The following is a 25,740-nucleotide window of genomic DNA, read 5'->3' as shown; positions in this document are numbered from 1 at the left end:
ATTCACTAGTCTGTTTTTTCCAATGGGCAATTTTTTTCATTCATCTTACTTGATTTACTTTTGTTTATTTCCATCGATTATTTTTCAAATCATTCTTTCAAACCTTTATTATTGGTTATTATTTGCAATTCAGGGGCTTTAATCCTTTTTTGCAATTTTTCCAAATTTTACCGGATTTGAATTCCTGGTTTTTGATCAATTGATTTCATTTAAACATTTCTATCTTTCTGATGTCTTACTTGATTTACTTTTTTAACTTTTTCAATCTCTTTTTAATCAATATTGCAGATTTTTCTTTTTGGTACTCTTTTGTTTATCAAGAGTCTTTGCCCCTGCTTCACAATTTTCCCAATCTTACTAAATTTGCTTTTCCTTGATTTTTCATCGACTGAATTTGTTAATTTTTCAATCTTTCTGATGTCTTACTTGATCTACTTTTCAATTTCTTCAATTATGTTTAATCAATATTGCAGATTTTTCTTTTTGGTAGTCTTTTGTTTATCAGAAGTCTTTGCCTCTGCTTCACAATTTTCCCAATCTTACTGGATTTGCTTTTCTTGATTTACATTGATTGAATTTGTTGAATAATTTCAATCTTTCTGATTTCATAATAGATTTTCTTTTTTCAATTTTTTCAATCATGTTTGATCAATATTACAAATTTTTCTTTTTGGTAGTCTTTTGCTTATCAGGAGTCTTTGCCCCTGCTTCACAATTTTCCCAATTTTACTGGATTTGCTTTTCTTGATTTTTCATCGATTGAATTTGTTGAAATTTTTCAATCTTTCTGATTTCATACTTGATTTACTCTTTTATTCTAACTTTTTCATTCATTTTTATTCAATTCAACAAATTTTTCTTTTTTGATTATTGTTTGCTTTTTTAGGGTTTCTAATCCTGTTTTGCAAATTGTTAACCAAATTGTACTTGATTTGTTTTTTTGATTCCGTGAATGAATCCGTTAAAACATTTCAATCTTTCCGACTTATGAATCCTTTTGCCTGTCTTGGTTTGACAGGTTTGGTGTTTGTTGTATCTACGATTATATCACAAAGTTTTATTAACGCAAGGGCTTTTCTTCATGTATATTGTATTCATTTTAATACACGAACATTAAAATTTATAGAAGCATTACAGACCTTTATCTTTCGTGTTTTTTCCATATCTTTTCATGAAATATATAATATTTATTCATCATGTGCTATAAATCATCAAACAAAAATATCAACAATAATATGAATATTTATCACAATACTGCTGATTACCACCAGTGTCTGTGTTATAATAAACCTTGTACAAAGGAGCCGGACATTGCCGGATCAATCTTTTTCTTATTAGGAATAACTCAATATAAATATATAACTATCGGAGGATCTTATGAAAAAATTCGAAGTGGTCAAAAAAATGCCTAGTATTGAAGACTATCTGAATATCAGAAAGCATACACTGGGAGAAAAGACCCGTGCTTCTGCAAAACTGGCTATCGACAATTCGTGGTTTGGTGTCCATATAACCATCAAAGACAAGACCATAGGAATGGGAAGAATGATAGGAGACGGATGCACCTTCCACATAACGGATGTAACAGTCCTTCCCCAGCATCAGGGACTTGGATTTGAAGGTGTCATTATGGAGGCCCTTGTGAACTACTACCGAAAGAACGCTCCAAAAGACGGCTGCCTTACAGTTATTGCCAAGGGAGAAGCAAAGAATCTGTACAAGAAATTCAACTTCGAGGAAACCGCTCCAAAGTCCGTAGGAATGAAATACAATAATATGCTGTAGCATTTAACCTTACTAAAACAAAACCAGCTCTCATGTTTATGGGAACTGGTTTTCTATTTCTTTATATAATTACATCAAGGATACTGTACTTTCTCTTCATACCTCAGATATGTCTTGTACAGCACAATTCTGAAAAACGTCCTTACAACTCCTCCAAGGAACCATCCCAGAAAAACGAAAGCCAAGGGACCGAGTATCCAACTTGAATACCTGACCACCATCATCATTGACAGAACAAGTATGAACATGGGCTTGAAATGGCGTTTTGCAAGCCTGAAGCTTGCTCCCAGTCCTTTGAAGACACCAAGGTCGTCGTTGACTATAGCTATTGTCCAGGTTGCAAAGTATGCTCCTATGACAACAGTCAAGAACACAACAGCCCATCCTGCAGTTGGTATTCCCAGTATTACTGCATATATGACAAAAAATATTATCAGCAAAGGGGACAGTATGAGTACAAGGAAATGAATAAACAGTTTTCCTCCAAAAACCCTCATCATATATCTTTTTATGCCCGTAAGGAAATGTTCCCTTGTAGGCTTCTCTCCATTTATGGCCGCCCTGTAAAGATTGATGCTCCCCACTTCTATTAGAGCCCAGAATATCATGAAGATGATATAGCCGAAGACGAGAAAGATGAACATAGGAGCGAGGATGCTTATGATCACTTCAATATCCCTGGCGCTGCCTATGCCGGACAAGGCACCGCTTATGGCAGTGATTCCTATGCTTATGACTGCATAAACTCCTATAATCAGAGTCATTATCAATTTAAGGAAGACAGGGACGAATACACCCTTGTATTGTCTGGACAGCTCAAATACAGCCTTTCCGTCATCCATCAAAAAGTCAAACCACATCTATTCCACCTCCCACGAGGATCTTTCATCAGGTTTACTTACATTATCCGCATACATTATGAAGGATGCGAGTCCGAAGAATATCTGGAATACCATTCTAACAAGTGAGCCTACTATTACTGCTATTGATATTACTGGAAGCATAACATAGAATCCAATCTTGATATAGGGAAGTGCCTTCAAATATCCCTGGTGAACGGTAATGTCCGGAGGCTCAATATCAATTGGAAGGTCATCCATGAAGTTGGACGATGAATTTGAAGAACTGCTTCTGGAATTGGACTTCCACGAACCGTTGCCTAAATTAAGGAATGATTCCCTTATGATGACAAGTACGCTCAGCGGTATGAAATGCTCAACTGCAAAATGGAAACCTCTCTTGAATCCTTCAATAACAAATACATCATCCACGGCCATTGACACCTTCCACATTATTGTGAAAACTGAAATCATGAGAGGTATGAGAACAAAGCCCGTCAGCAACGACAAGACCCCTATGATGATGTATGGAATAAAAATCAAGAGCCACACGATGAGCATGATGAAATCTGCAAGAAGGAATTTCAGGAAATTCTTTCTCACCCCTTCGAAGAATTCTCCCGACCTGAGTTCCCTTTCATAGATGCAAACCCTGTACATGTTGAAGAGTCCTGCTTCAATTACTATACCACCTATGATACCGAGTAATATCATTCCTGCGATCCACCATGCCAAGCCAAAGACAGCATCCTTTATGACATTTTCGCTGAATCCCGTATATTCGAAGCTGACTATGACCTGGTATATGAAAATACCAAAGGCAAGAAAAATACAGGTTTTAACTAGTATAAGAATAATTTGAGGCATATAGAGCTTCCTGTTTTCCACATTCAAATGAAATGCATCCTTGAAGTAGTCAAACAGCCTGGCAACGTCTTTCATATCTAATCACTCTCCTGTTACAATATTTTTATTGCAATCATTAATATAATTTCCTGTGAAATTTCATAAGGTGATTCAAGTATCGAAAGTATATGTTTGTTGTTTTATACCTGCATGGTCTACACCTATATTTTACCATAATTATCCCTTTTGGCACTGTTTTATCCACAAAAAAATCCATTTCAAGAAAGTTTATCCACATTTGATCAAAGTTGAAAGATATTTTGCATTTAAACGCCAACTTTCATTGACAAATCAACAAATAAGTGTATAATATTACTTACCGGTTTTATAGAGAACCGGTAAATTGTCGGGACGTGGCTCAGCTTGGTAGAGTACATGACTGGGGGTCATGGGGTCGCAGGTTCAAATCCTGTCGTCCCGACCAAAACGCTATATGCATTTAAATATCAACGAAAAACACACTTCAACGAAGTGTGTTTTTTTAGTATTAGACTAATTAGTCATATGGTCGTTAATATATAAAAATTTATTTAATCCTCTAAGCCTTACAACAACTCGAATATTGCAAACATGAGGGGTATTGTAACAAGTGAAAACAAGTGTGTCATCACTACTATCTTTGATGAAAAGTCAACCTCGCAGTTGAACTGGCTGGCTATAACAACAGCTATTGCAGGTGGAGGCAGTGAAGCATATATGAGACACACTCCTTCAATCAAAGGATCCATTTCAATTATTGACAGTATAAACACCATGATCAAGGGAAAGAACACAAGCTTAATGAAGGTTGCAAGATATACAAAAATATCGCTTAACATTTCAGACAGCCTGACCCTTCCTATCCTTGCGCCTATTATGAACATTGCAAGGGGAGTTATTATCCCACCAACGGAATCAATCATATTCTCTACGATATGGGGTATCTCTATTGAAAAGAAGAATATGCAAAGGCCTATATATACTGAAATCATGTTGGGATTAAGAAGCATTCCCTTAAGCTCCCTTTTTCCGAACTTGTCGTAGAAGATGGACATTCCGTAGGTCCACATGAGAAAGATAACACTGACATAAAACATTGAAGCAAAGAAGGTTCCCTCTGCTCCGTATACCTGGTAGACTACTGGAAATCCCATGAATCCGCAGTTTGTCAGTGCATTTGTATATCTCATGACCTTTCTCTTTCCGATATTCTTCACCTTCATTAGAATGAAATGGTTGAGAAAAACCGTTCCAGCTGTAAAAAGAAATGCCAGTTTCAACACCTTGAATCCAAGGTCCATTTTTTCAGGAGAATATTCTATATTGAATGATTTGATAACCAGTGCCGGTATTGCTATGTTTAGAAGCATGAAGGTGAACGCCTGCTCCACTTCTGTGGTTATTATTCCCTTTTTCACCAGGAAGAAACCTATGGCTATGAGGAAGCCCATTATAAGCACCGAGTTTACTACTGTAGCTAGTATCATAAAAAACCTCTTATTTATTCAAATTGTCTGCCGACATTGAAACAGCCAGCAATTTAAGTGCTGACTGTATATTTCAATAAATTGACAATTTAGATTATTCTATATTCCAAGAACATTTGAAAGGTATCTGAATGCTCTTGTAAAGAATCCTGCCTTTTCCATGTCCCTTGTAGCTTTCAAAGGTATTTCCTTGATCATTTCATCGTTGAGGAATACTTCCATTCTTCCTACAACATCTCCCTTTGAAATGGGAGCTTCCAATTCTTCATTGTAGATGTTTTCAGTCCTCATCGTTGTTCCGTTTTCAACAAGCTTGTAGAAGTCTTCCGATGCAACGACTTGAAGATTCATGTCCAAAGCATTTGGAACCAGTATCTCCTCCACAATGTCATCCTTGTTGATTATCTTTTCTATGAAGAAATTGTACAAGCCGTATTCAAGCATTGTCTTTGACTTGTTTACCCTGTCCGATTCGCTGTGTGCTCCCATAAGGACGGCTATGATTCTTCTGTCCTTGTTGCTGTCTTCCTTGTCCACATAGGGCATTGTTGAAACGAGGCACATTCCAGCCTTGTCCGTATATCCCGTCTTCAGTCCGTCAACACCCTCAAGTTCTTCAAGAAGCTTGTTGGAGGCGTTTTTGACAAAGTTTCTTTCAGGAATGATAACTTTCGTTTGTGAAGTAACCTGGGTAATGTCCGGATATTTTTGCAGTATGTATCTTGCAAGCTTGAATACATCTTCTGCAGACATGAAGTTCTGGTCCGTTTCCTCATAGTCTATGGGCATTCCGTTTGGATTGATGAACCTTGCAGTGGTTATTCCTATTTCCCTTGCCTTGTCATGCATCTGTCCCACGAAAGTGTTCACATTGCCACTGACATGCTCGGCTATGGCAACTGCCGCATCATTTCCCGACACTATGAGCATTGAATTCATAAGGAGTTCAAGCTTCAGTGATTCCCCTGAGAGAAGATACAGTGAGCTTCCTCCGCTGTTGGCTGCATTTTTGGAAATGTATACGTCATCATCAAAGGACACTTCACCGGCATCAATTGCCTCCCTTGCAAGGAGATAGGTCATGAGCTTTGTGATGCTGGCAAGCTCGACGGTTTCAGTAGAATTGTACTCATAGAATATTTCGCCTGTTTCCATGTCTCCTACAATGGCAGACCTGATATCCTGGCTTACATCTATTTCAGCAAAAGCTGCAGTAATGTTAATGAGAAGCATTACTGCAACAATCAATGATATTTTTCTGAATCTATATCTAGAATTCAATTTTCTCTTTTCCTCCAAGATACGGTCTCAATGCCTCTGGCACTGTTACTGTACCGTCTTCGTTCTGACAGTTTTCAACCAACGCAGCGAAGGTTCTTCCAACTGCAAGTCCGGATCCGTTCAAGGTGTGAAGAAACTGTGGCTTTCCATTGTTGAAAGGTCTGTATCTCAAGTTTGCCCTTCTTGCCTGGTAGTCTTCGAAATTTGAACATGAAGAAATCTCCACATATCTTCCGTAGCTTGGCATCCACACCTCGATGTCGTAAGTCTTTGCCGATGAGAAGCCTGTATCTCCCGTACAAAGCTCTATTACCCTGTAAGGTATGTTGAGCCTCTTGAGTATCTCTTCGGCGAATCCTGTAAGCTTTTCGAGCTGCTCGTAAGATTCCTCCGGCTTGGAAAGCATAACCATCTCTACCTTGTCGAACTGATGGTTTCTTATAAGACCTCTGGTGTCCCTACCTGCAGATCCAGCCTCAGATCTGAAGCATGGAGTGTATGCAGTCATATAGACGGGCAGGTCGTTTTCTTCAAGTATCTCGTCCCTGTAGATATTTGTCACAGGAACCTCTGCAGTAGGTATTAGATAGAAGTCCTTCTGTGGAATCTTGAACATGTCTTCCTCGAATTTCGGAAGCTGTCCGGTGCCTACAAGACTGTCCCTGTTCACCATGAATGGAGGTGAAATCTCTGTAAATCCATGCTCTTCAGTATGAAGGTCAAGCATGAAGGATATGAGCGCCCTTTCAAGCTTTGCTCCCATTCCCTTGAACATTGAGAATCTTGCTCCTGTAATCTTCGTAGCCCTTTCAAAATCAAGTATTTCAAGGTCTGTTCCTATGTCCCAGTGAGCCTTTATTTCAAAATCGAATTTCCTGGGCTCTCCCCATTTTCTGATTTCCTTGTTTTCATCTTCTGTCAATCCAACGGTAACATCGGGGTTTGGAGTATTTGGTATGTAGAGAAGTTCATTTCTTATTTCAGCATCTACAGCCTTAACTTCTACATCAAGCTCCTTAATTTCAGCAGAAAGCTTTTTCATTTCAGCAAGGGTTTCCGTTACATCTTCTCCAGCCTTCTTAAGCTTTGGAATCTCCTTTGATACCCTATTCTGGTTTGCCTTCATTTCTTCCACTTTCTTAAGGATTTCCCTTCTTTTTTCATCCAGTTCTATTACCTTGTCTATTGAAAGATTTGGGTCTCTTCTTTTCAGCAGTTCATTGATTTCTTCCGGGTTTTGTCTGATTCTTTTGATATCTAACATTTTTTCCTCCTAGGTTTAACCTTTAAATAAGGTTTTTGGGTTGTCCTATAATAAAAAAACTCCCGTCCCTGTATAAAGGGACGAGAGTATTGAATACTACCGCGATACCACCCTGATTACTGCAAATAATAACTGCAGTCGCTCAAATGAGTTAACGCCTCCAACGTGCAGGTTTTTCAACCCCTGCAGACTCGGGAACGGATTCAACAGCATGTTTTGCCTCTTCACACCAACCAGAAGCTCTCTTTAAAAACATGTCAGCCTACTGCTTTCCTTCACAGTCATAGCTACTTTCTTGTAATAATATTATACTATAATATCTTTGTCAAGACACTCGTTTATTTAATTTATAATTACTTTTCATCCAGTACATGCTTCTTTATGAGTCTATAGGCCTTTGATTGACTGATGCCAAGTACTTCAGCCACTTTTATGCTGGTTTTGTACTGTTTGTAATATTCATTGATAATTTTTGATTCCACTGAATCCATCAATTCATCAAAACTCTTTTCCTTTTCAATCATTGAATTGAAGGTATGTGTATTGTATTCAAAAATTCTTTTAGGAAGATCATTTATCTTTATTTCCTTGTCTTTCGACAATACTACAGCCTTTTCAATGATATGTTCAACCTCCCTGACATTGCCGGGCCATGAATAGTTGAAAAGTACATTTAATGCTTCAGGACTTATCTTACATTTTCTAAAATAGGAATTATTGAATTTATCGAGAAAATAGTCTATGTATAATTTCAAATCTTCTCTTCTTTCCCTTAAAGGTAAAAGCTTTATTTCAAAGGTATTCAATCTATAGTACAGATCTTCCCTGAATGCCTTTTGTTCAACCATTGATGAAAGACTTCTGTTTGTTGCAGCTATTATCTTCACGTTTACTTCTTTTTTTACACTTCCACCAACAGGAATAAATTCCTGATACTGGAGGAAATGAAGAAGCTTTGCCTGAAATTCCAGAGGTATTTCGGAAATTTCGTCAAGAAAAAGTATTCCATTGTCAGCTGCCTCAACCAGACCTTCTTTGCCCCTTGCATTTGCTCCTGTAAAAGCTCCTTTCTCATATCCAAACAGCTCAGATTCAATTAGATTCGGATTCATACAAGCACAGTTGATGCTTACAAAAGGTTTGTTCTTATATTTGCTGCTGATATGCATATACTTTGCCAAATGACTTTTTCCCGTACCTGTTTCCCCTATGAGCAAACATGTTGATTTAAGGTTTTTTATTTTATTGATGTTCGACATGGTTTTTTCCATTTCCTTACTTTTGTAAATATATTCCGTGTCTTCGTCTGAATCAAACCATTCGCAATCAATACAGTCATTTTTACTGAATTCATTCAGAGTATTTATTTCATTGACATTTTGACCTACATACTTGATATCGTTGTTCTTGTCAAAAATAGGTGTGGAAATGGTTACAATGTCTATACCCTGATTTGTTATTTGTCTTTTTGCTACTATCTTCTTTTTATTATAGACTTCAGGCAGAGTAGAATTTCCCCAATAAGTTTCATCCAAGTCGGAAAACTTCTTCCCTATCAAATCTTCAGGATCAATTCCATAATGCTTTTTAGTAGCATTATTGACATAAACGAGTCTATAATTATCATCATAGATCATTATTTCATCATGAAGGTTATCTATAACTCTTCTAAATTCCTTGTCACTTATAAGCATAACTTACTCCATATATTTCTTTATATACATGATATCAGATTGAAGCAACGTTTTCACTGACAAAATTTTCTTGATGAAAAATTCACATGATCCGATCCTTTATATCAAGTCAAGTAATTCATCATTATACCTTTTAGCCTTTCTTGCTATGGTCGGCTGACTCACATCAAGGATTCTAGCCGCCTTATATGTACTTTTGACTTCTTTCATAACCATTGTAATCAATTCCCTTTCAACTTTTTCCTTTGCCTGTTTGATGGGAATTACCTTGTTTACAATTATATCAGGAGTATCGTCATTCAATTTGTTCTTTACTATATTCATTATTTTTTTTTCATTCAGATGGTCAAACTTGTCAGAAAGCCTGTTTATGTATGTTCTTTTAAAAACACCTGTCACTTTAAATTCCAGATTTCTCACCAATATGTACCTGCTTTGAATATCAGAAATATTGTCCAAGTTTTCCAATAAACAAAAATCTTCAGAACCGTAATCGAATATATTTTTGTCTTTACCAACATCCTTCAACAGAAGATCAAACAATATATCCCTGTCAATTATCCTTATTTTTCCAAAATTATTTTTGTTTACAATTATTGTGTTACAATCTTCTTTAAATATGTTTACAGCCATGTCTACCGTAACATCACCCGAAATTTCAAACACGGGATTCATTAAGTAATCAATCAATGTTTCAATTTCTTCAATGGGTTTTTTTGCCCTATTATAAATTCTATTATTTTTCATACAATCCTCAATTCAAAACCATGACATCATAACGAAAACTTTTCAATATACTATGCGTTTTTGACTTTCCTAAGCTATTGCACTTTTCCAGCGTTGATACTATACTCTTTTCATGGTCTTTTAATTGTTATCTATTTTCTAGTATATAAGCCATAATTCACCTTACGTTCGTATACTGATATCTATATAATACTACTAAGAATAGTTGGGTATTATAATATATTCATACAAAAATATAATAAATTTTGGATAAAAAGATGTGGAGGGATGAAACATCCCTCTTTTATTTTATTCAGCTATTGATTTAATTTCCCTTTCTTCCTTAACGGCTACTTTAGGCATCAGTATTTCACCATAATCCTCTCTCATCCATTTCATTACGGAAACAACCATTATCAACAATATTGGCATGAGAGGAAGAGCAACAACTATCGATGCAAGCTGTACTGTCTTAAGTCCTCCCGTAGCAAGAAGCCCGACAGCAAATACTCCCAGGAATATCGCCCAAAGTGTTCTGTTCCATTTATTCGGTTCCTCATCACCCTTAATGTTTTTAGTTACCTGCGCCGACAGTGTAAATGCAGCTGAATTGAGAGTTGTAGCAAGAAATACTACGCACAAAACGGTAAACACCGGTATGATCAGCTGGTTTCCTAGAGGAAGAGAACTCAATATGGCCACTATTGTTCCCGTTGTGCCCAGTTCTGCGACAATTGAAGCAACATCCATCGCCCCTGATATCTGGACATCTATTGCATATCCTCCCCAGATTGCAAAGAATACCCAACATCCTAGACTTCCAAATATCAATTCGCCCAGTATAACCTGCTTAACCGTTCTACCTCTTGATATCCTTGCAACAAACAATCCCATCATAGGAGCATATGCAATCCACCATGCCCAGTAGAATACTGTCCATCCTTCTGGAAATCCTGAATTTGCTATAGGATCTGTCCACAAGCTCATTCTTATGAAATCAGTAACCATTAGTCCAAGACTGTTTACCCATAGATTAAGAATAAATATTGTAGGTCCTACAATAAATACAAATGCCAACAGAAAATATGCAATATAGGTATTGAAATCAGCAAGCTTTGCCATACCCTTCTGTAATCCTGAATAAACGGTAACTGCTATTAATGCTGTAAATATGGTCAGTACAATGATCTGAAGTGAAAAACTTTCCTGTATTCCAAGCATATGTGCAAACAGCGTAGTAACAAGGGGGACAGCAAGTCCAAGAGACGTACCTACTCCGCCTATCATTGCAAATATTACAAGTACGTTTATCATTTTACCGGCAAATCCTTCTGCATGTGAACCTATGACTCCCTTGCAGGCTGTACTCAATCTAAGAGTGGAAGCTCTTTTTACGTGTATTGAATATGCAATGGGTATTGTAGGTATACAGTAGATAGCCCACGGTGTTACACCCCAGTGAAACTGACCCAGCATTCCTGCAAATTCGGCAGCCATTGATGTACCTGCAGCAACTCCCAGTGGTGGTCCTCCCATGTAGTAAACAGGTTCAATAAATGCCCAGTAAACTATTGCAATACCGATGCCTGCACAGAAAATCATTGCAGCCCATGTATAATTTGAAAATTCAGGTTTTTCACCAGGCTGACCCAGGAAAATGTTGCCCCATCTGCTGAGTGCAAGCCAAATCAGGAACACAACACAGAAAAGTCCGAAAAGTAAAAATGCCCATTTGAAATTTGATGTTATAAAACTGAAAACGGCATTTACTACAATTCCACCTTTTTCCTTGAACAATGCCAGAGGTATTGAAAGCAAAAGTGTTAAAATAATGGACGGCAGCATCAAAGAATAATCAATATTTTTTTTATTCATGAAATTTCTCCTTTTTATATAATATTCTGTTCTTTTAATTCACTAATTTTTCCCTTTTCATATCCAATTTCTTTCAAGATTTCATCAGTATGATGTCCGAGCAAAGGTGACGGCTTTGAAATGACAGGCAAGTCCCTCGACAGTTTTATTGGGTTACCTACAACTTTTATACTGCCCGTACCAGGATCTGCAAGTTCTACTATCATATCTCTTTCTATAAGCTGTTCGTTATCAAAAGCCTCTTTAATATTCATAACCGGTGCACAAGGTATTCCAGCACCTGTAAGTTTTTCTTCAATTTCTTCCTTTGTTTTGTCTTGAAGCAGGTTATCTATTATTTCCTTCAGAACCATACTGTTTTTAAGTCTTTCTTCATTGGTTTCAAATCTTTTATCTGACAGTATTTCATTATCACTGACAATCGAACAGAATGAATCCCACATTTTCTGGTTTTTAACTGCTATTGTTACATAGCCGTCCTTTACCTTGAAGATGTCACATGGCGAGTAGTGGGGATTCATATTTCCAATTCTTGTAACCTTTTCTTCTTTAACCGATGAAGCCATAATCGGATTATCCAGCATCATCAACAATGATCCCAGCATTGTAACATCTATTTTCTGTCCCTTGCCTGTTTTTAGCTTGTGGTAGTATGCAGTGGCTATACCCATGAACAGAAGAAGTCCCGTAAAACTGTCGCCTATTGCAGGTCCTATTTTTGTTGGATCACCACTTTGGAATCCTGTTACGTCCATCAACCCGCTTATTGCCTGTACAACATTGTCATAGGCTGCAAATGAAGAAAGAACTCCAGTTTCTCCAAAACCTGAAATAGCAGCGTAAATTATATCAGGCTTAATTTCTTTCATTTTGTCGTATCCGATGCCATACTTGTCCAACGTACCGGCCTTAAAATTTGAACATACTATATCGGCATCCTTTACAAGATCAAATATGACCTTCTGACCTTCTTCGCTTCTGAAATCAAGTGTTATGCTTCTCTTTCCCCTGTTGAATGAACTGTAATATCCACTGTAGTCGTTTTTGAATGGACCCCATCCTCTGGAAACATCTCCAGTATCTCTTCTCTCTATTTTGATTACATCCGCTCCGAAATCCGCAAGATTCAGTGTTGCAAAGGGACCGGCATAGGCATGTGTAAAATCAATTACTTTTACTCCGTCAAAAATACCCATTGTTTCTCTCCTTTATTTATATAATATCTTCTCTCTTTAAAGTATTAATCCTGTCGTCACTGTATCCCAGTTCCTTTAATATGTCCAAGGTATGTTCTCCTACTGAAGGGGCCTTGCTTTCAAATACTACAGGAGTATCGCTTAGTTCAATAGGAAGACTTGGTACTTTAAACTCGCCTACAAAATCATTCTTCATACTGCTGAGAAAACCGTTTTCAGTAACATGGGGATGATTCATCATAGATTCTATATCGTTCACCTCAGCACTTGGAATTCCATAATCACGGCACAATCTTTCAATATCGTATTTTGAACAGTTTTCAATATGATCTGCAAGTATGGGCCTCAAGTTGAACAGGTAGTCATCACATCTTCCTGTATTTGTACTGTATACGGGGTGGGTCACCAGCTCAGGCATGTCCACTACATACTTGGCGAAATTCTGCCATTGGATCTCGCTTGCCACTCCGACTGCAACAAATCCGTCATTGGTTTTAAAAGTGTCATATGGAGCACATGCGGGATCGAAATTACCCTTTCTCGTCTGTATCTCTTCGTTAAGTGAATATGCGGCTGCGGCTGCTTCAATGGTTGAGAAGAGTGAATCCAATAGTGAAATATCCAGTTTCTGTCCAAATCCGTCCATTCTTTTTCTTATAAGAGCCAATATTACTCCAGATGCCATATATCCTCCGGCATAGTGTTCTCCCATTGCAGGACCCGACTTGATCGGCTCTTCATCAATTACACCTGTCATATCCATTGATACACCATATGCCTGTGCCGTACAGCTTGATCCGGGCTTGTTTTTCATGGGACCTGTATGACCGTAATATGATTCCGATGCATATATTATTTCAGGATTTATCTTTTTTACATCTTCGTATCCCAATCCAATGCCATCCATATAACCCGGTTCGCTGCTTTCGCAAATTACATCAGCTTCCATTATGAGTTTTTCAAGAACTTCCTTTGATTCTTCCTTTTCAATATCGACAGACAGACTCTTGGTACCTTTTCCAAGATAGGAAAAGAACAAACTACCATTTTCGATGACAGGCTCATAATTCCTGATTTTTGAACCTTTTTTTGGATTTTCAATTTTGATAACTTCCGCACCGAAGCTGGCTAGGTACATGGTAGCCAGACTTCCGGCAAGGTTGTCGGTAAAATCGACTACTTTAATATTTTCAAGTGGTTTTACCATATTTTCCTCCATAAGCTAGATTTTGTATTTGTTCTTTTATAAATGTTAATATATTAACCTGAAGATGAATAATGCAATTACCATACCAAAAAAGAAATCCTAAAATAACAATACTCTGTAATCGTTGAAATCACCCTGTTTATTTAAATGAATATTTTATAATGGGATATTATAATGTGTGTAAATAATCAAATTTCCAGCAATTGATTAGTCATTTTTGAATAATAAAAAAACGATTACCCTATAAAAGCCAAGAATCATTGATTTCTCAATGTAAATTTCATTTTAGTCACATTTGACTAATTATTCAATCTTGACTAAAATTTGCAAAAAAAAAGTATTGATAAGATATTTCTCATCAATACTTTTAATATTCATGTTTTTAATTTCTTACTGTGGATTTATTGGAGTTACAGGCTGCTCAGCCGGTTCTTCATCAGTAGTGGGTTCCTCCTCAGGCTCTTCAACCTCTAGCTCTATTCCTTCATTTATTTCAAGCTGGGTGAGAACCTTCTTAAGCTGCTCTATGTATATGCCGTATCTTGCCCATTCACCGTTTTTCAAAGCTTCATCGGCTTTTTTATAGAGTTCATTTGCTTCTATTATGAGGTCCTTTGTTGTCTTGTCCTCTATTCCACCACCTTCACCCGAATCATAGTCCGATCCGAAGAGACTGTTGAGTGCCTCTTCCAGAGTGTCCTCCATCACTATATTGTCTGCATAGGCAGCTATTACCTTCTTCATTTCAGGAAGACTGTTTTCATTGTCGGCCTGCAGGTATATTGGCTCGATGTAAAGAAGCGATTCCTCTATTGGTATTACAAGGATATTTCCCCTCAATACGTTTGATCCTTCCTGGGACCACAGTGTGAGTTGTGGAGATATCTCGGAATCCTGATCAATCCTTGATTCTATCATGTTGGTACCAGGTATATTCTCATTCTTGGAATACCTGTAAAGAACAAGTTCACCGTATTTATCGCCGTCATTTCTTGCCGCAAAGAGTGCTGTCATATTGTTCTTTCCTACTGGTGAATAAGGTACCGAAAGAAGGAATTCAACATCGTCTTCACCCGGAAGCTCGAACATCACATAGTTTGATTCAACCTTCTGCACAGCTTCCATATATTTCTCCTCGGAAATTTCCCAAAGGTCCTCTCTTCCGAAGAACACTGTTGGATTTTCCATGTGGTAAGTTCTGTATATTTCAGACTGAACGTTGAAGTACTCCTGAGCATATCTTATATGTTCCTTGATTCCCTGAGGCATTTCGTCAAGGTCCTTGAACAGATCCGGAAATATTTCCCTGTATGTGGCAGCAAGTGCGTCTGTCTTGTCTGTAATATAGAAATCCGTATCTCCGTTGTATGCATCTATTACAACCTTTATAGGATTCCTTATGTAGTTGTATGAATAGTCTTCTATAGGCTGTGAATATGGATATTTTTCACTCAAGGAGAAAGCTTCAATAATCCAGTAAAGTTTTCCGTCATCCTGGTTTACTACAAGATACGGATCTGATCCGAATGTAAGGAAAGGCGCAATCTTCTTGACTCTTGTCAGTATGTTCCTGTGAAGTATTATTCTACTGTCAGAGTTTATGTTGTTTGAAATGAATATCTTGAGACTGCCCTGTCTTATGGTGAACAGAAGCTTGTTCATTCCCGAAAGTTCAATTCCTGCAGTTCCATCGTAGAATGTCATTACGTTGTCCGAACCCGAAGGATAGTCGAATTCCTCCTCATCCGTATTTACTATTACATAGTCGTTTGTCATCTCGCCGAAATATATTTCAGGCTGAGTAATATTAAGGTCTGTAGTTGTAGTGGGAGGTATGTCCTTTACTAGAAGGATTGGCTGCCCCTCTGATGTTACATTATTTACAGGAGACAGTGAAAAACCGTATCCATGGGTGTACTTGAGAACCTGGTTGATCCAAGTCTGTGCCTGTGAGTCAAGCTTTGACTGGTCAAGCTCTCTGGCAGACAGAAATACCTGTTTGTATTCTCCATTTATTGTATATCTGTCAATGTCAACATCGTTGTAAACATAGTATGGTCTTATACCCTGAATCTGGTTGTAGACCTGCTCTATAGGCCTGTAGTCGTTGATTCTTATATTGTTTATTATCTTGCTGTTAACATTTATGTCATTCTTGGAAAGGTCGTATTTTACCGGATACTCCACTTCCTTTACATTTTCAAGACCGTAGGCTTTCTGGGTATATTCAATGTTGTACTCTATGTACTTCATTTCCTTTGATATCTGGTCAGGTTCAACTACAAAAGTCTCAACAGCTCCTCCAACAATTCCACCTGCTATGGTTATAACTATAAGAGCTGCAGGCATGGCAAGGGCCAGTATGAGATTCTTTCTTCTTGCTCCCAGAAAGAAAGTAACGGCTCCAGCAATGGCTGCAACAGCAGTAATCCTATAAAGCTTCAGTGAAACCATTATGTCGGTATATGACGCTCCGTAAACCTTACCTCTTGTGGAATACAGCAAGTCATAGGATCTCAGCCAGGACCTTATTCCAAGAATCAAAAGGAACGCTGCTCCAAAGAATGCAACCTGATTCAATATATTGGTTATTGTCTTTTTGTCTATTGTATCGTTAAAAGGTTTTCTCTTGTGGCTGAGCTCCTCAAAATCTATTACCTTTTCTCCTGAACGCATTCTCGTAGTAGTCTTTGCAGTAAAGATTATCATATTGAATGCTACAGTTATGACAATAAATATGAACAGCATAGCCATAAGGAAATTAAGTATGCTGTTTATGAATGGAAGCTTGAATACATAGAATCCTATGTCCTGGTTGAATATAGGATCTGAAACATTGAAAAGCTGGCCATCTATGAATTCAAGTATTTCAAACCACATTGATGATACAACGGACACAGTGAAGAAAAATGCCAGAACAATTGAACCGAGTCTTATTCCAAGATTGACCTTTTTCATGTTGTCCTTGTCCAGGGTCAGGCTCATTTCCTTGAAATACTTCTTCTTCAGGTATGTGAGGTAATAGTTGAATACAATCATTAGAACTATGAAAAGAGGAACTCCTATCATGAACTGGGTTCTCAATTTTGTCAAAAATGTACCTGTGTAACCAACTTCGCTGAACCATTTGTAATCCGATACAAATGAAATAAGGCTGCCGAAGGAACTGATGCCAACCACTATCACCAAGAAGATGATTATTCCGAAAATATTAGCTTTGTTTAGAGTGTTCTGTTTCTTTTTGTTATCCGCCATGCAATCTCCCTCCTATTTTGTCTGTCTCAATCTATTATGCAACGCAATACACGTAGTTTTCAAAATTAGTTTCTATTCATTATACCTTTTATACATACCCATTTCAACAGGTTAAACAACAAGATTATTCATAAATAAAATATGTTTTCTTAATATTATATTTTACACGTACCTTTCAAATTTTAATTACAAAAAAGCACCGGAGTGTCTCCAGTGCTGATTCTCCTTATTCTACAATAAATCCCTTTTCCTTGAGCTGTCTCTTTATTTCATCCAGAATTTCCCTGGATGGAGCCTTTATCTTGTGAAGATGTATCCCATCATTCATTCTTGAAAGAGGCTCTGCATTGCTTTCCTCCATTTGAGAAAGGAAATTCTTCACATCAAGCCTTGATTTTATCATAAGCTTTCCGTTGAATTCTCCATAAAAGGGATGGTCAACCGTTACATCTATTACTTCTCCACCGTTGTCTACAACTATATTAAGCTCTTCCATGATTTCTTCATTTGATTCATGCCTGCTTACTATTTCCTCTATGAATCCTTCAAGCTCCTTGCCTGTTATTATATATCCCTGGGGTGTGGCAGTTATTTCATATCCCTCAGCTCTAAGTACTGCAATATCCTGTACTATAACCTGTCTGCTCACATTGAACAACTCGGCAAATCTGCTTCCTTTTGTAGGTTCATTTGACTTAATTAGATGGTCTATCAATTTTTTTCTTCTATCGACTGTGTTCACCTATTTCACCTTCTATTTTTTTTACTTTCTTTAATTGCAGGAAATCATACCCTGCTTTTATAGTCGATTATTTTTCTTTCATATTCATTTTCCATGTATTCTGATGTAAACAAAAAATCCGCCGTCGATCTGTTCATTGCAACCGGTACGTCATAAAGTACAGATATTCTCAAAAGGGCCTTTACATCAGGGTCATGAGGCTGTGAAGTCATAGGGTCCCAGAAGAACAGCACGAAGTCTATCTCACCTTCTGAAATTTTAGCACCTATCTGCTGATCTCCGCCCAGGGGTCCGCTTTTATATCCATAAACATCAAGTCCCGCCTCTTTTGAAATGATGGCTGAAGTTGTTCCTGTTCCATAGAGATTGTGACATTGAAGTTTTTCCCTGTTTGCCTTCACCCATGCAAGAAGGTCATTCTTCCTGTTGTCATGTGCTATAAGAGCAATATTCTTTCTTTTCTTCATAATCATATCCATTTAAAAACTCCTAAAATCAAGTCATCCACAAAATCGGATAATTCACTTTCCTTCACATTATTTGGAAATTTTGTCATATTCAATCTTGAATTTCTCAAGAACCTTTTTTTCTATTCTTGAAACAGTCACCTGGGATATGTTGAATTCCCGGGACAGCTCCATCTGTGTCTTTTCACCATTTATATATCTTTCGTTCACTATGGCCTTTTCCAGTGTATTGAGATTTTCCATTACATTGTTTATGAAGTCCTTGTCTTCAAAATTCTTGAAATGGAAATCCTCCTCTCCAACTACATCCATAAGACTTATGTCGTTTTCCTCACTGCCGTTTTCATATTTCATATCAAGTGACTTGGGTGTAAAAGTCTTGCTTGCTTCCATTGCTTCAAGGATATCCTCTTCAGAACTGTCCAGATATTCCGCTATATCCTTAACAGATGGAGTTTTCTGCATCGTCTGAGTCAAGTATACCTTTGTATCGCTTATCTTCTTTGAAAGCTCCTGTATCCTTCTGGGCATCTTAAGAGTCCAGCTCTTGTCCCTGAAGTATTTCTTGATTTCTCCAAGTACGGTAGGTGTTGCAAAACTTGAAAATTCAAATCCCCTTTCAAGGTCGTATCTTTCAATGGCATACAAAAGCCCTATGCACGCAATTTGATAAAGATCATCATAGTCAATTCCCTTGTTTACATACTTCTTTGAAATTATTTCAGCAATATATTCATATTTATTGAAAATTTCATTTCTCAAATCCTTGTTAGACTTGTCCCTGCTGAATTCAAGAAACATTTCGTGATTTTTCACCCTTTTATATTCACTCATACCAAACCCTTAAGAACATTTCTTTACTATTGTAACTCTCTTTCCTTCCTCATCAATACTGTATTCATCGGAAAGACTTTCAATTATCAGCATGCTTAGATCATCATCTTCAACTCTGAAGTCTCCCTCATTCATATCTGTAACATCGATTTTTATAAGGTCTCCATCCAATATGAATTCAAACCTTAGATTCCTGTTGTCATCCTTGATGTATCTGATAAACATTACGCTTATTTCAGCAACAAGAATCTTAAGGTCGTCTACTTCGTCTATGTTGAAATCCAGCTTGTTGACTATTGATGATGTAGTAAGCCTTATTATGCTTATGAAATCTGATTTTTTGGGAATATCCAAGGTTATCCTATCGCTCATGTCCTCACCTATATTATCTCAAAGACATTGGTCAATCCCGTGATGTCAAACAACTTGTATATATTAGGCTTCAGATTGGTGAGACTGATTTTGGAATTGTTTGACCTTGTCTTCTTCAGAAGGCTTATCAATACTCCAAGTCCGGTGCTGTCCATGTACTCAAGGTTTTCACCGTCAATTAGAATTTCATTGCTGTCCTTGAACATATCCAATACAACTTCCTTGAAATCAGGCGATGTCACTATGTCTATATCACCTGCAGGCAAAACTACTATCTTGTTCTCTTCCATTCTTTTCTCAATCGTCAACGCCATGGATTTACCTCCTAGTCTTCATCAAATTCAATTTTTGTCAAGGATACTACGCTGTCGCCTTCGTTAAGCTTCATTACCCTTACTCCCTGGGTTGCCCTTCCCATTGTGGAAACCTCGGAAGCACTCATTCTGATTATGACTCCGTCCTTGCTTATAAGCATTATATCATCTTCCTTGTCAAGAATCAGAGAACCCACTATGTCACCAGTCTTCTTGGTTATCTTATATGTCTTGACACCTTTTCCTGCTCTTGCCTGACATCTGTAAAGGTCTGTTTTTGTCATCTTTCCATATCCGTATTCGGTTATTACAAACATTTCCTTCTCTTCCTCAAGGATGTCCATTGATACTATTTCATCGTTTCTCTCAAGTGTTATGGACCTTACTCCTGAGGCAGTACGTCCCATGGACCTTACTTCCTCTTCCTTGAATCTGATTGCTTTTCCTTTCTTGGTTACAATGAATATGTCTTCTCCACCGAGAATCTTGCTGACTCCGTTTAGTTCATCATCTTCTGAAAGCTTGATTGCAATGATTCCGGATTTTCTGATATTGCTGAATTCGTCAATCCTTGTCTTCTTTATCTTTCCAAGCTTTGTAGAGAAGATAAGCTCCTCGTCCTCATATTCCTTGTCCTTCATGGGAATAACCTTGGTGACTTTTTCTCCTGATTCCACAGGTATAATATTTATTATAGCAGTTCCCTTGGCCTGTCGTCTAGCCTCAGGTATCTCATATGCCTTAATTTGATAAATTTTCCCTCTGTTAGTGAAGAAAAGAAGGTAGTCGTGGGTCGAAGTTATGAGTATGTCCTTCACATAGTCTCCCTCTCTTGTGGAGAGTCCCATTATTCCCTTTCCGCCTCTCTTCTGAGCTCTATAGGTATCTTCAGGCATCCTCTTAACATAACCGTGCTTAGTTATGGTTATAGCAACATTCTGCTCTTCAATGAGATCTTCATAGTTGATTTCTCCTTCATCGGAGTTGATGCTTGTTCTTCTGTCGTCACTGAATTTATTCCTTACTTCAGTCAATTCTTCCTTGATGATGTTCATTAGAAGAAGCTCGTTTGCAAGGATTTCCCTGTATTTATTGATGAGCTTGATAAGTTCTGCATATTCCTCGTCTATTTTTTCCCTTTCCAGACCTTGCAGCCTTCTAAGCCTCATATCCACTATTGCCTTAGCCTGGATTTCGGAAAGTTCGAATCTTTCCATCAGCTTAAGCTCCGCATCGTTGTATGAAGCTCTGATTATTCTGATTATTTCATCTATGTTGTCAAGGGCTATTCTCAATCCTTCAAGGATGTGTGCCCTGGCTTCCGCCTTATTTAGGTCATACTGTGTCCTTCTTGTAATTACATCCTTCTGGTGCATTACATAGTAGTGAATCATTTCCTTGAGGTTAAGTACCTTTGGCTGATTGTTCACCAGTGCTATCATGATTATGCTGAAGGTATCCTGCATCTGAGTATGCTTGTACAGGTTGTTCAATACAATGTTGGGATTGTAATCTTTCTTGATTTCGATTACTATCCTCATTCCCGTTCTGTCACTTTCATCCCTAAGGTCTGTAATTCCCTCTATCTTCTTGTCTCTTACCAGATAAGCTATTTTTTCTATAAGTCTTGCCTTGTTGACCTGGTACGGTATCTCTGAAACAACGATTCTTGACTTGTTGTTCTTCATTTCCTCGATTTCAGTTACGGCTCTGACTACTACCTTGCCTCGTCCCGTCCTGTAGGCTCTTTTTATGTTTTCCTTGCCTATGATAGCTGCACCTGTTGGAAAGTCCGGACCCTTTATATATTCCATCAGCTCGTCGACAGTAATTTCATCGTTGTCTATATATGCTATTGTTCCGTCAATCACCTCTCCCATGTTGTGGGGTGGTATTGAACTTGCCATACCAACTGCTATACCGTTCGATCCATTAACCAGAAGGTTAGGATACTTGGCCGGAAGTACACATGGCTCCTTTAGCGTTTCATCGAAGTTGAACTTGTAGTCTACAGTTTCCTTGTTGATGTCCCTAAGCATCTCAAGTGCCATCTTTGACATCCTTGCTTCAGTATACCTCATTGCAGCCGCACCGTCTCCGTCTATGGAGCCGAAGTTTCCGTGGCCGTCGATAAGTTCGTATCTTGTTGAGAAGTCCTGAGCCAGTCTTACCATTGCATCATAAACTGCAGTATCACCGTGTGGGTGGTACTTACCCAGAACTTCACCGACGATACGTGCAGATTTTTTATGGGGCTTGTCGGGAGTCATTCCCAATTCGCTCATTGCATAAAGTATTCTTCTATGAACAGGTTTCAATCCGTCTCTGACATCAGGCAATGCTCTGCTTACAATAACAGTCATTGCATAATCAAGATAGGATTTTTTCATTTCTTTTTCTATATCTACCTGAAGAACCCTGTCATTACCTGATTCTATATTATCCATCATTTTCCTCCAAATCCAACAAATTTATATATCTAAGTTTTGAACGTATTGCGCATTTTGCTCTATAAATTCTCTTCTTGGCTCAACCTTGTCGCCCATTAGAGTGGTAAATACCTCATCTGCTTCAAGAGCATCGGCTATTTCAACCCTGAGCATTGTCCTTGTTTCGGGATTCATTGTCGTATCCCAAAGCTGATCGGGATTCATCTCTCCAAGACCTTTGTATCTCTGGAGTGTGTACTTGCTGTCCCTTCCCACTTTCTCATCCAGAAGCTTGTCAAGCTCCTTGTCCGAATATACATAGTATTCACTCTTTCCGGACTTCACCTTGTATAGTGGCGGCTGTGCTATGTATATGTTGCCGTTCTCAATGAGAGGCTTCATGTATCTGTAGAAGAATGTGAGAAGAAGCGTTCTGATATGGGCTCCGTCAACATCGGCGTCTGTCATTATTATGATTTTTCCGTATCTCAACTTGGACTGGTCGAATTCCTGTCCTATTCCGCAACCGAAAGCCGTTATCATTGCACCTATCTCGGCAAAATTCAGAATCTTGTCAATCCTTGCCTTTTCAACATTGAGTATCTTACCCTTCAATGGGAGTATAGCCTGTATCTTCCTGTCTCTTCCCTGTTTTGCAGATCCGCCGGCGGAATCTCCCTCTACCAGGAACACCTCGCACTTGTCAGCATCCTTCTCGGAACAGTCTGAAAGCTTTCCTGGAAGCGACAGCCCTTCAAGGACATTCTTTCTTCTGGTAAGCTCCCTTGCCTTCCTTGCTGCTTCCCTTGCCTTTGCTGACTTCTGGGCCTTGTCAATTATTACTTTTGCTTCCTTTGGATTTTCCTCAAGGAAGGCTGTAAGGGAATCATTGACTAGAGACTCAACGATACCTCTCATCTCGCTGTTTCCAAGCTTTGTCTTGGTCTGTCCCTCGAACTGTGGATCAGGAAGCTTCACTGATAATATTGCAGTCATTCCTTCCCTGATATCCTCTCCAGTAAGGTTGTCTTCCTTTTCCTTTATGATGTTGTTTTTTCTTGAATAGTCATTAAACACCCTTGTAACTGCAGACTTGAATCCGCTCAGGTGGCTTCCGCCCTCATGGGTGTTTATGTTGTTTGCAAAGGAATAGATGCTTTCGCTGTATGCATCGGTATACTGGATTGCCAGTTCCACTGAATTTCCATCCTTGATTCCTTCGTAATATATTATTCTGTTGTGTATAGGATTCTTCTTCTTGTTTAGATATTCAACAAATTCCTTTATTCCTCCGTCGAAATGGAACTTGTCGTTTGCTCCGCCTCTGTCGTCGGAAATATTGATGTTTATTCCCTTGTTTAGGAAAGCCATCTCCCTGAGCCTGTGCTGAAGTGTTCCATAGTCGAATTCTATTTCTTCGAATATGGTATTGTCAGGCAAAAACTCTATGGTTGTACCCGTACCTCTCGCATCTCCAATTTCCACAAGCTCTGTCTGGGGCACTCCCCTTTTATATTCCTGTCTGTACTTCTTGCCGCCTCTCTTGACTTCCACTGTAAGCCATTCGGAAAGAGCGTTAACTACAGATAGACCGACTCCGTGGAGTCCGCCTGATACCTTGTATGCATCAGAGTTGAACTTACCCCCCGCATGGAGGACTGTAAGTACTGTCTCTACTGTTGATTTTCCTGTCTTTGGATGTTTTTCAACAGGTATTCCGCTACCGTTGTCCGTAACCCTTACGGAATTGTCCTTGAATATTTCCACGCTTATTGTGTCACAGACTCCTGCAAGAGCCTCGTCCACCGAGTTGTCCACTATTTCGTATACCAGATGGTGAAGACCTCTAGGTCCTGTTGAACCAATGTACATTCCCGGTCTTTTCCTTACAGGTTCAAGCCCTTCCAGAACCTGTATCTGTTCGGCCCCGTAACTTCTTTTTTCTTCCGCCATATTGCACCTCTATTCCATAATCTGTTTTATATTTCCATTTTCAACATAAAATATCTTCTTGTTCTTTTCCCTAAGGATATTGAGAAGATCCGTATCATCTGTTGAAGTTATTATCGTCTGTATCTTGTCTGTAAACCTGATGAGATAATTTTTCCTGTTGTTGTCAAGCTCAGAAAGCACATCATCAAGGAGAAGTACCGGATAATCATCCTTTTCCTCGTATATTATGTCTATTTCAGCCATTACAAGTGAAAGGGCAGCCGTCCTCTTTTGTCCCTGGGATGAATAGAATTTAGAATCCATTCCGTTGATCAGTATTTCTATGTCGTCCAGATGTGGTCCGTACAGGGTGGACTTTCTCATTATCTCCCTTTCCAGGCTCTTTTCTATCTTTCTATAAAAAATTTCCTTTATGTCATCTTTACCAAGACCGTTGATTTTACCAAGGTTTGACTTGTATGTGGCATCAAGTATTTCCGTACCTCCGGAAATCTCCTCATGGATTTTTCTGGCAAGCATTCCAATCCTTTTTAAATAATCCAGACGATACATTATAATATCTGTGCCCGTATTAATCAAATGTTCATTCCAGATCGGAAGCATTTTTTTACTTTTTGGATTTTCAAGAATCTTTTTTATGAGATTGTTTCTCTGTATGAGTATCTTGTTGTACCTTGTGAGAAGATACTTGTAGTTGGGCTTTATCTGTGAAAGCTCCACATTGAGATATCTCCTTCTCTCCACAGGACTTCCCTTTATGAGGTTTATACTGTCTGGAGAAAATACAACAACGTTTGTAAGTCCTACAAGTTCGCTGTATTTTTCAAGGGAAAGGCCGTTGATCTTGATTTTTTTCTTGCTTCCCTTGAAAAAATCTATTTCTATATCCTTTACATCGGATTCTCTGACAAATTTTACATTTACCCTTGAATGGTCTTGATCACTTGTTATGAGATTTTCATCCTTTGAAAACCTGAATGACTTTCCTATGGAGCTTACAAATATTGATTCCAGAAGGTTTGTCTTTCCCTGGGCGTTGTTGCCTATAAAAATATTCAGCTTCCTGTTTAGATCGATATCTATTTCATTGAAATTTCTGTAATTTTTAAGATGTAATCTTTCAACATGCATGGAA

The 25,740-nt window shown here is 38.2% G+C and carries 20 protein-coding genes, 1 tRNA gene and 1 other annotated feature; of the genes, 2 read left to right on the top strand and 19 right to left on the bottom strand.

The genetic code is table 11. The annotated features are described in order from the left end of the window. Window positions 1-1,377 precede the first annotated feature (1,377 nt). Window positions 1,378-1,785 carry a GNAT family N-acetyltransferase gene (locus BUB05_RS00940; RefSeq protein ID WP_073045700.1) on the top strand — a complete coding sequence of 136 codons (408 nt, stop codon included), beginning with the start codon at window positions 1,378-1,380 and terminating at the stop codon, window positions 1,783-1,785. A gap of 74 nt (window positions 1,786-1,859) precedes the next feature. Here the strand turns inward: BUB05_RS00940 and BUB05_RS00935 are convergent, their stop codons facing one another. After that, window positions 1,860-2,645 (bottom strand): hypothetical protein, encoded by a 786-nt coding sequence (locus tag BUB05_RS00935; RefSeq protein ID WP_073045697.1) that lies wholly within the window; start codon window positions 2,643-2,645, stop codon window positions 1,860-1,862. After that, window positions 2,646-3,566, bottom strand: a complete 921-nt coding sequence (locus BUB05_RS00930) for a hypothetical protein (protein ID WP_073045694.1) — start codon at window positions 3,564-3,566, stop codon at window positions 2,646-2,648. A 311-nt stretch (window positions 3,567-3,877) separates the two neighbouring features. Between BUB05_RS00930 and BUB05_RS00925 the strand changes: the two genes are divergently transcribed. Then, window positions 3,878-3,954, top strand: a tRNA-Pro gene (locus tag BUB05_RS00925). A 121-nt stretch (window positions 3,955-4,075) separates the two neighbouring features. Here BUB05_RS00925 and BUB05_RS00920 read toward each other — a convergent pair. The 17 genes from BUB05_RS00920 to recF all read right to left on the bottom strand — a co-directional run bounded on the left by BUB05_RS00920 (window position 4,076) and on the right by recF (window position 25,736). Next, window positions 4,076-4,996, bottom strand: a complete 921-nt coding sequence (locus tag BUB05_RS00920) for an AEC family transporter (RefSeq protein WP_073045691.1) — start codon at window positions 4,994-4,996, stop codon at window positions 4,076-4,078. A 99-nt stretch (window positions 4,997-5,095) separates the two neighbouring features. After that, on the bottom strand, window positions 5,096-6,277 hold the full coding sequence (locus BUB05_RS00915) for a D-alanyl-D-alanine carboxypeptidase family protein (RefSeq protein WP_073045689.1): 1,182 nt from the start codon (window positions 6,275-6,277) through the stop codon (window positions 5,096-5,098). Then, window positions 6,267-7,541, bottom strand: a complete 1,275-nt coding sequence (gene serS, locus BUB05_RS00910) for a serine--tRNA ligase (protein ID WP_073045686.1) — start codon at window positions 7,539-7,541, stop codon at window positions 6,267-6,269. The genes BUB05_RS00915 and serS overlap by 11 nt, the downstream gene beginning before the upstream one ends. 73 nt (window positions 7,542-7,614) lie before the next feature. After that, window positions 7,615-7,829, bottom strand: a binding site (T-box leader). A gap of 65 nt (window positions 7,830-7,894) precedes the next feature. Then, window positions 7,895-9,235, bottom strand: coding sequence for a sigma-54 interaction domain-containing protein (locus BUB05_RS00905; RefSeq protein WP_073045685.1), 1,341 nt, complete (start codon window positions 9,233-9,235; stop codon window positions 7,895-7,897). A gap of 99 nt (window positions 9,236-9,334) precedes the next feature. After that, window positions 9,335-9,982, bottom strand: coding sequence for a hypothetical protein (locus BUB05_RS00900; RefSeq protein WP_073045682.1), 648 nt, complete (start codon window positions 9,980-9,982; stop codon window positions 9,335-9,337). 288 nt (window positions 9,983-10,270) lie between these two features. After that, window positions 10,271-11,836 carry a BCCT family transporter gene (locus BUB05_RS00895; RefSeq protein WP_073045680.1) on the bottom strand — a complete coding sequence of 522 codons (1,566 nt, stop codon included), beginning with the start codon at window positions 11,834-11,836 and terminating at the stop codon, window positions 10,271-10,273. A 14-nt stretch (window positions 11,837-11,850) separates the two neighbouring features. Further along, window positions 11,851-13,032, bottom strand: coding sequence for a CaiB/BaiF CoA transferase family protein (locus BUB05_RS00890; RefSeq protein WP_073045679.1), 1,182 nt, complete (start codon window positions 13,030-13,032; stop codon window positions 11,851-11,853). A 16-nt stretch (window positions 13,033-13,048) separates the two neighbouring features. Next, entirely contained in the window at window positions 13,049-14,239 is a 1,191-nt protein-coding gene (locus BUB05_RS00885; RefSeq protein WP_073045677.1) for a CaiB/BaiF CoA transferase family protein, read from the bottom strand. Window positions 14,240-14,629: 390 nt separating this feature from the next. Next, window positions 14,630-17,494 carry a UPF0182 family membrane protein gene (locus tag BUB05_RS00880; protein ID WP_073045674.1) on the bottom strand — a complete coding sequence of 955 codons (2,865 nt, stop codon included), beginning with the start codon at window positions 17,492-17,494 and terminating at the stop codon, window positions 14,630-14,632. Between the two features lie 226 nt (window positions 17,495-17,720). Next, window positions 17,721-18,236, bottom strand: a complete 516-nt coding sequence (locus tag BUB05_RS00875; RefSeq protein ID WP_073045671.1) for a transcription repressor NadR — start codon at window positions 18,234-18,236, stop codon at window positions 17,721-17,723. A gap of 44 nt (window positions 18,237-18,280) precedes the next feature. After that, window positions 18,281-18,709 (bottom strand): methylglyoxal synthase, encoded by a 429-nt coding sequence (locus BUB05_RS00870; RefSeq protein WP_425430033.1) that lies wholly within the window; start codon window positions 18,707-18,709, stop codon window positions 18,281-18,283. Between the two features lie 63 nt (window positions 18,710-18,772). Beyond that, window positions 18,773-19,537 carry a SigB/SigF/SigG family RNA polymerase sigma factor gene (locus BUB05_RS00865; RefSeq protein ID WP_073045666.1) on the bottom strand — a complete coding sequence of 255 codons (765 nt, stop codon included), beginning with the start codon at window positions 19,535-19,537 and terminating at the stop codon, window positions 18,773-18,775. A gap of 9 nt (window positions 19,538-19,546) precedes the next feature. After that, window positions 19,547-19,909 carry an ATP-binding protein gene (locus tag BUB05_RS00860; protein WP_073045664.1) on the bottom strand — a complete coding sequence of 121 codons (363 nt, stop codon included), beginning with the start codon at window positions 19,907-19,909 and terminating at the stop codon, window positions 19,547-19,549. 8 nt (window positions 19,910-19,917) lie between these two features. Then, window positions 19,918-20,223: an STAS domain-containing protein gene (locus BUB05_RS00855; protein WP_073045661.1), complete on the bottom strand. Its 306-nt coding sequence runs from the start codon at window positions 20,221-20,223 to the stop codon at window positions 19,918-19,920. Between the two features lie 11 nt (window positions 20,224-20,234). Then, window positions 20,235-22,673 carry a DNA gyrase subunit A gene (gyrA, locus tag BUB05_RS00850; RefSeq protein ID WP_073045658.1) on the bottom strand — a complete coding sequence of 813 codons (2,439 nt, stop codon included), beginning with the start codon at window positions 22,671-22,673 and terminating at the stop codon, window positions 20,235-20,237. 21 nt (window positions 22,674-22,694) lie between these two features. Then, window positions 22,695-24,605 (bottom strand): DNA topoisomerase (ATP-hydrolyzing) subunit B, encoded by a 1,911-nt coding sequence (gene gyrB, locus BUB05_RS00845; protein ID WP_073045654.1) that lies wholly within the window; start codon window positions 24,603-24,605, stop codon window positions 22,695-22,697. A gap of 9 nt (window positions 24,606-24,614) precedes the next feature. Further along, on the bottom strand, window positions 24,615-25,736 hold the full coding sequence (gene recF / locus BUB05_RS00840; protein ID WP_073045651.1) for a DNA replication/repair protein RecF: 1,122 nt from the start codon (window positions 25,734-25,736) through the stop codon (window positions 24,615-24,617). Window positions 25,737-25,740 lie beyond the last annotated feature (4 nt).

Source organism: Dethiosulfatibacter aminovorans DSM 17477, assembly GCF_900142005.1.
Classification (GTDB): Bacteria; Bacillota; Clostridia; order Tissierellales; family Dethiosulfatibacteraceae; genus Dethiosulfatibacter; species Dethiosulfatibacter aminovorans.
This window is presented reverse-complemented; position numbering and strand designations above follow the sequence as displayed.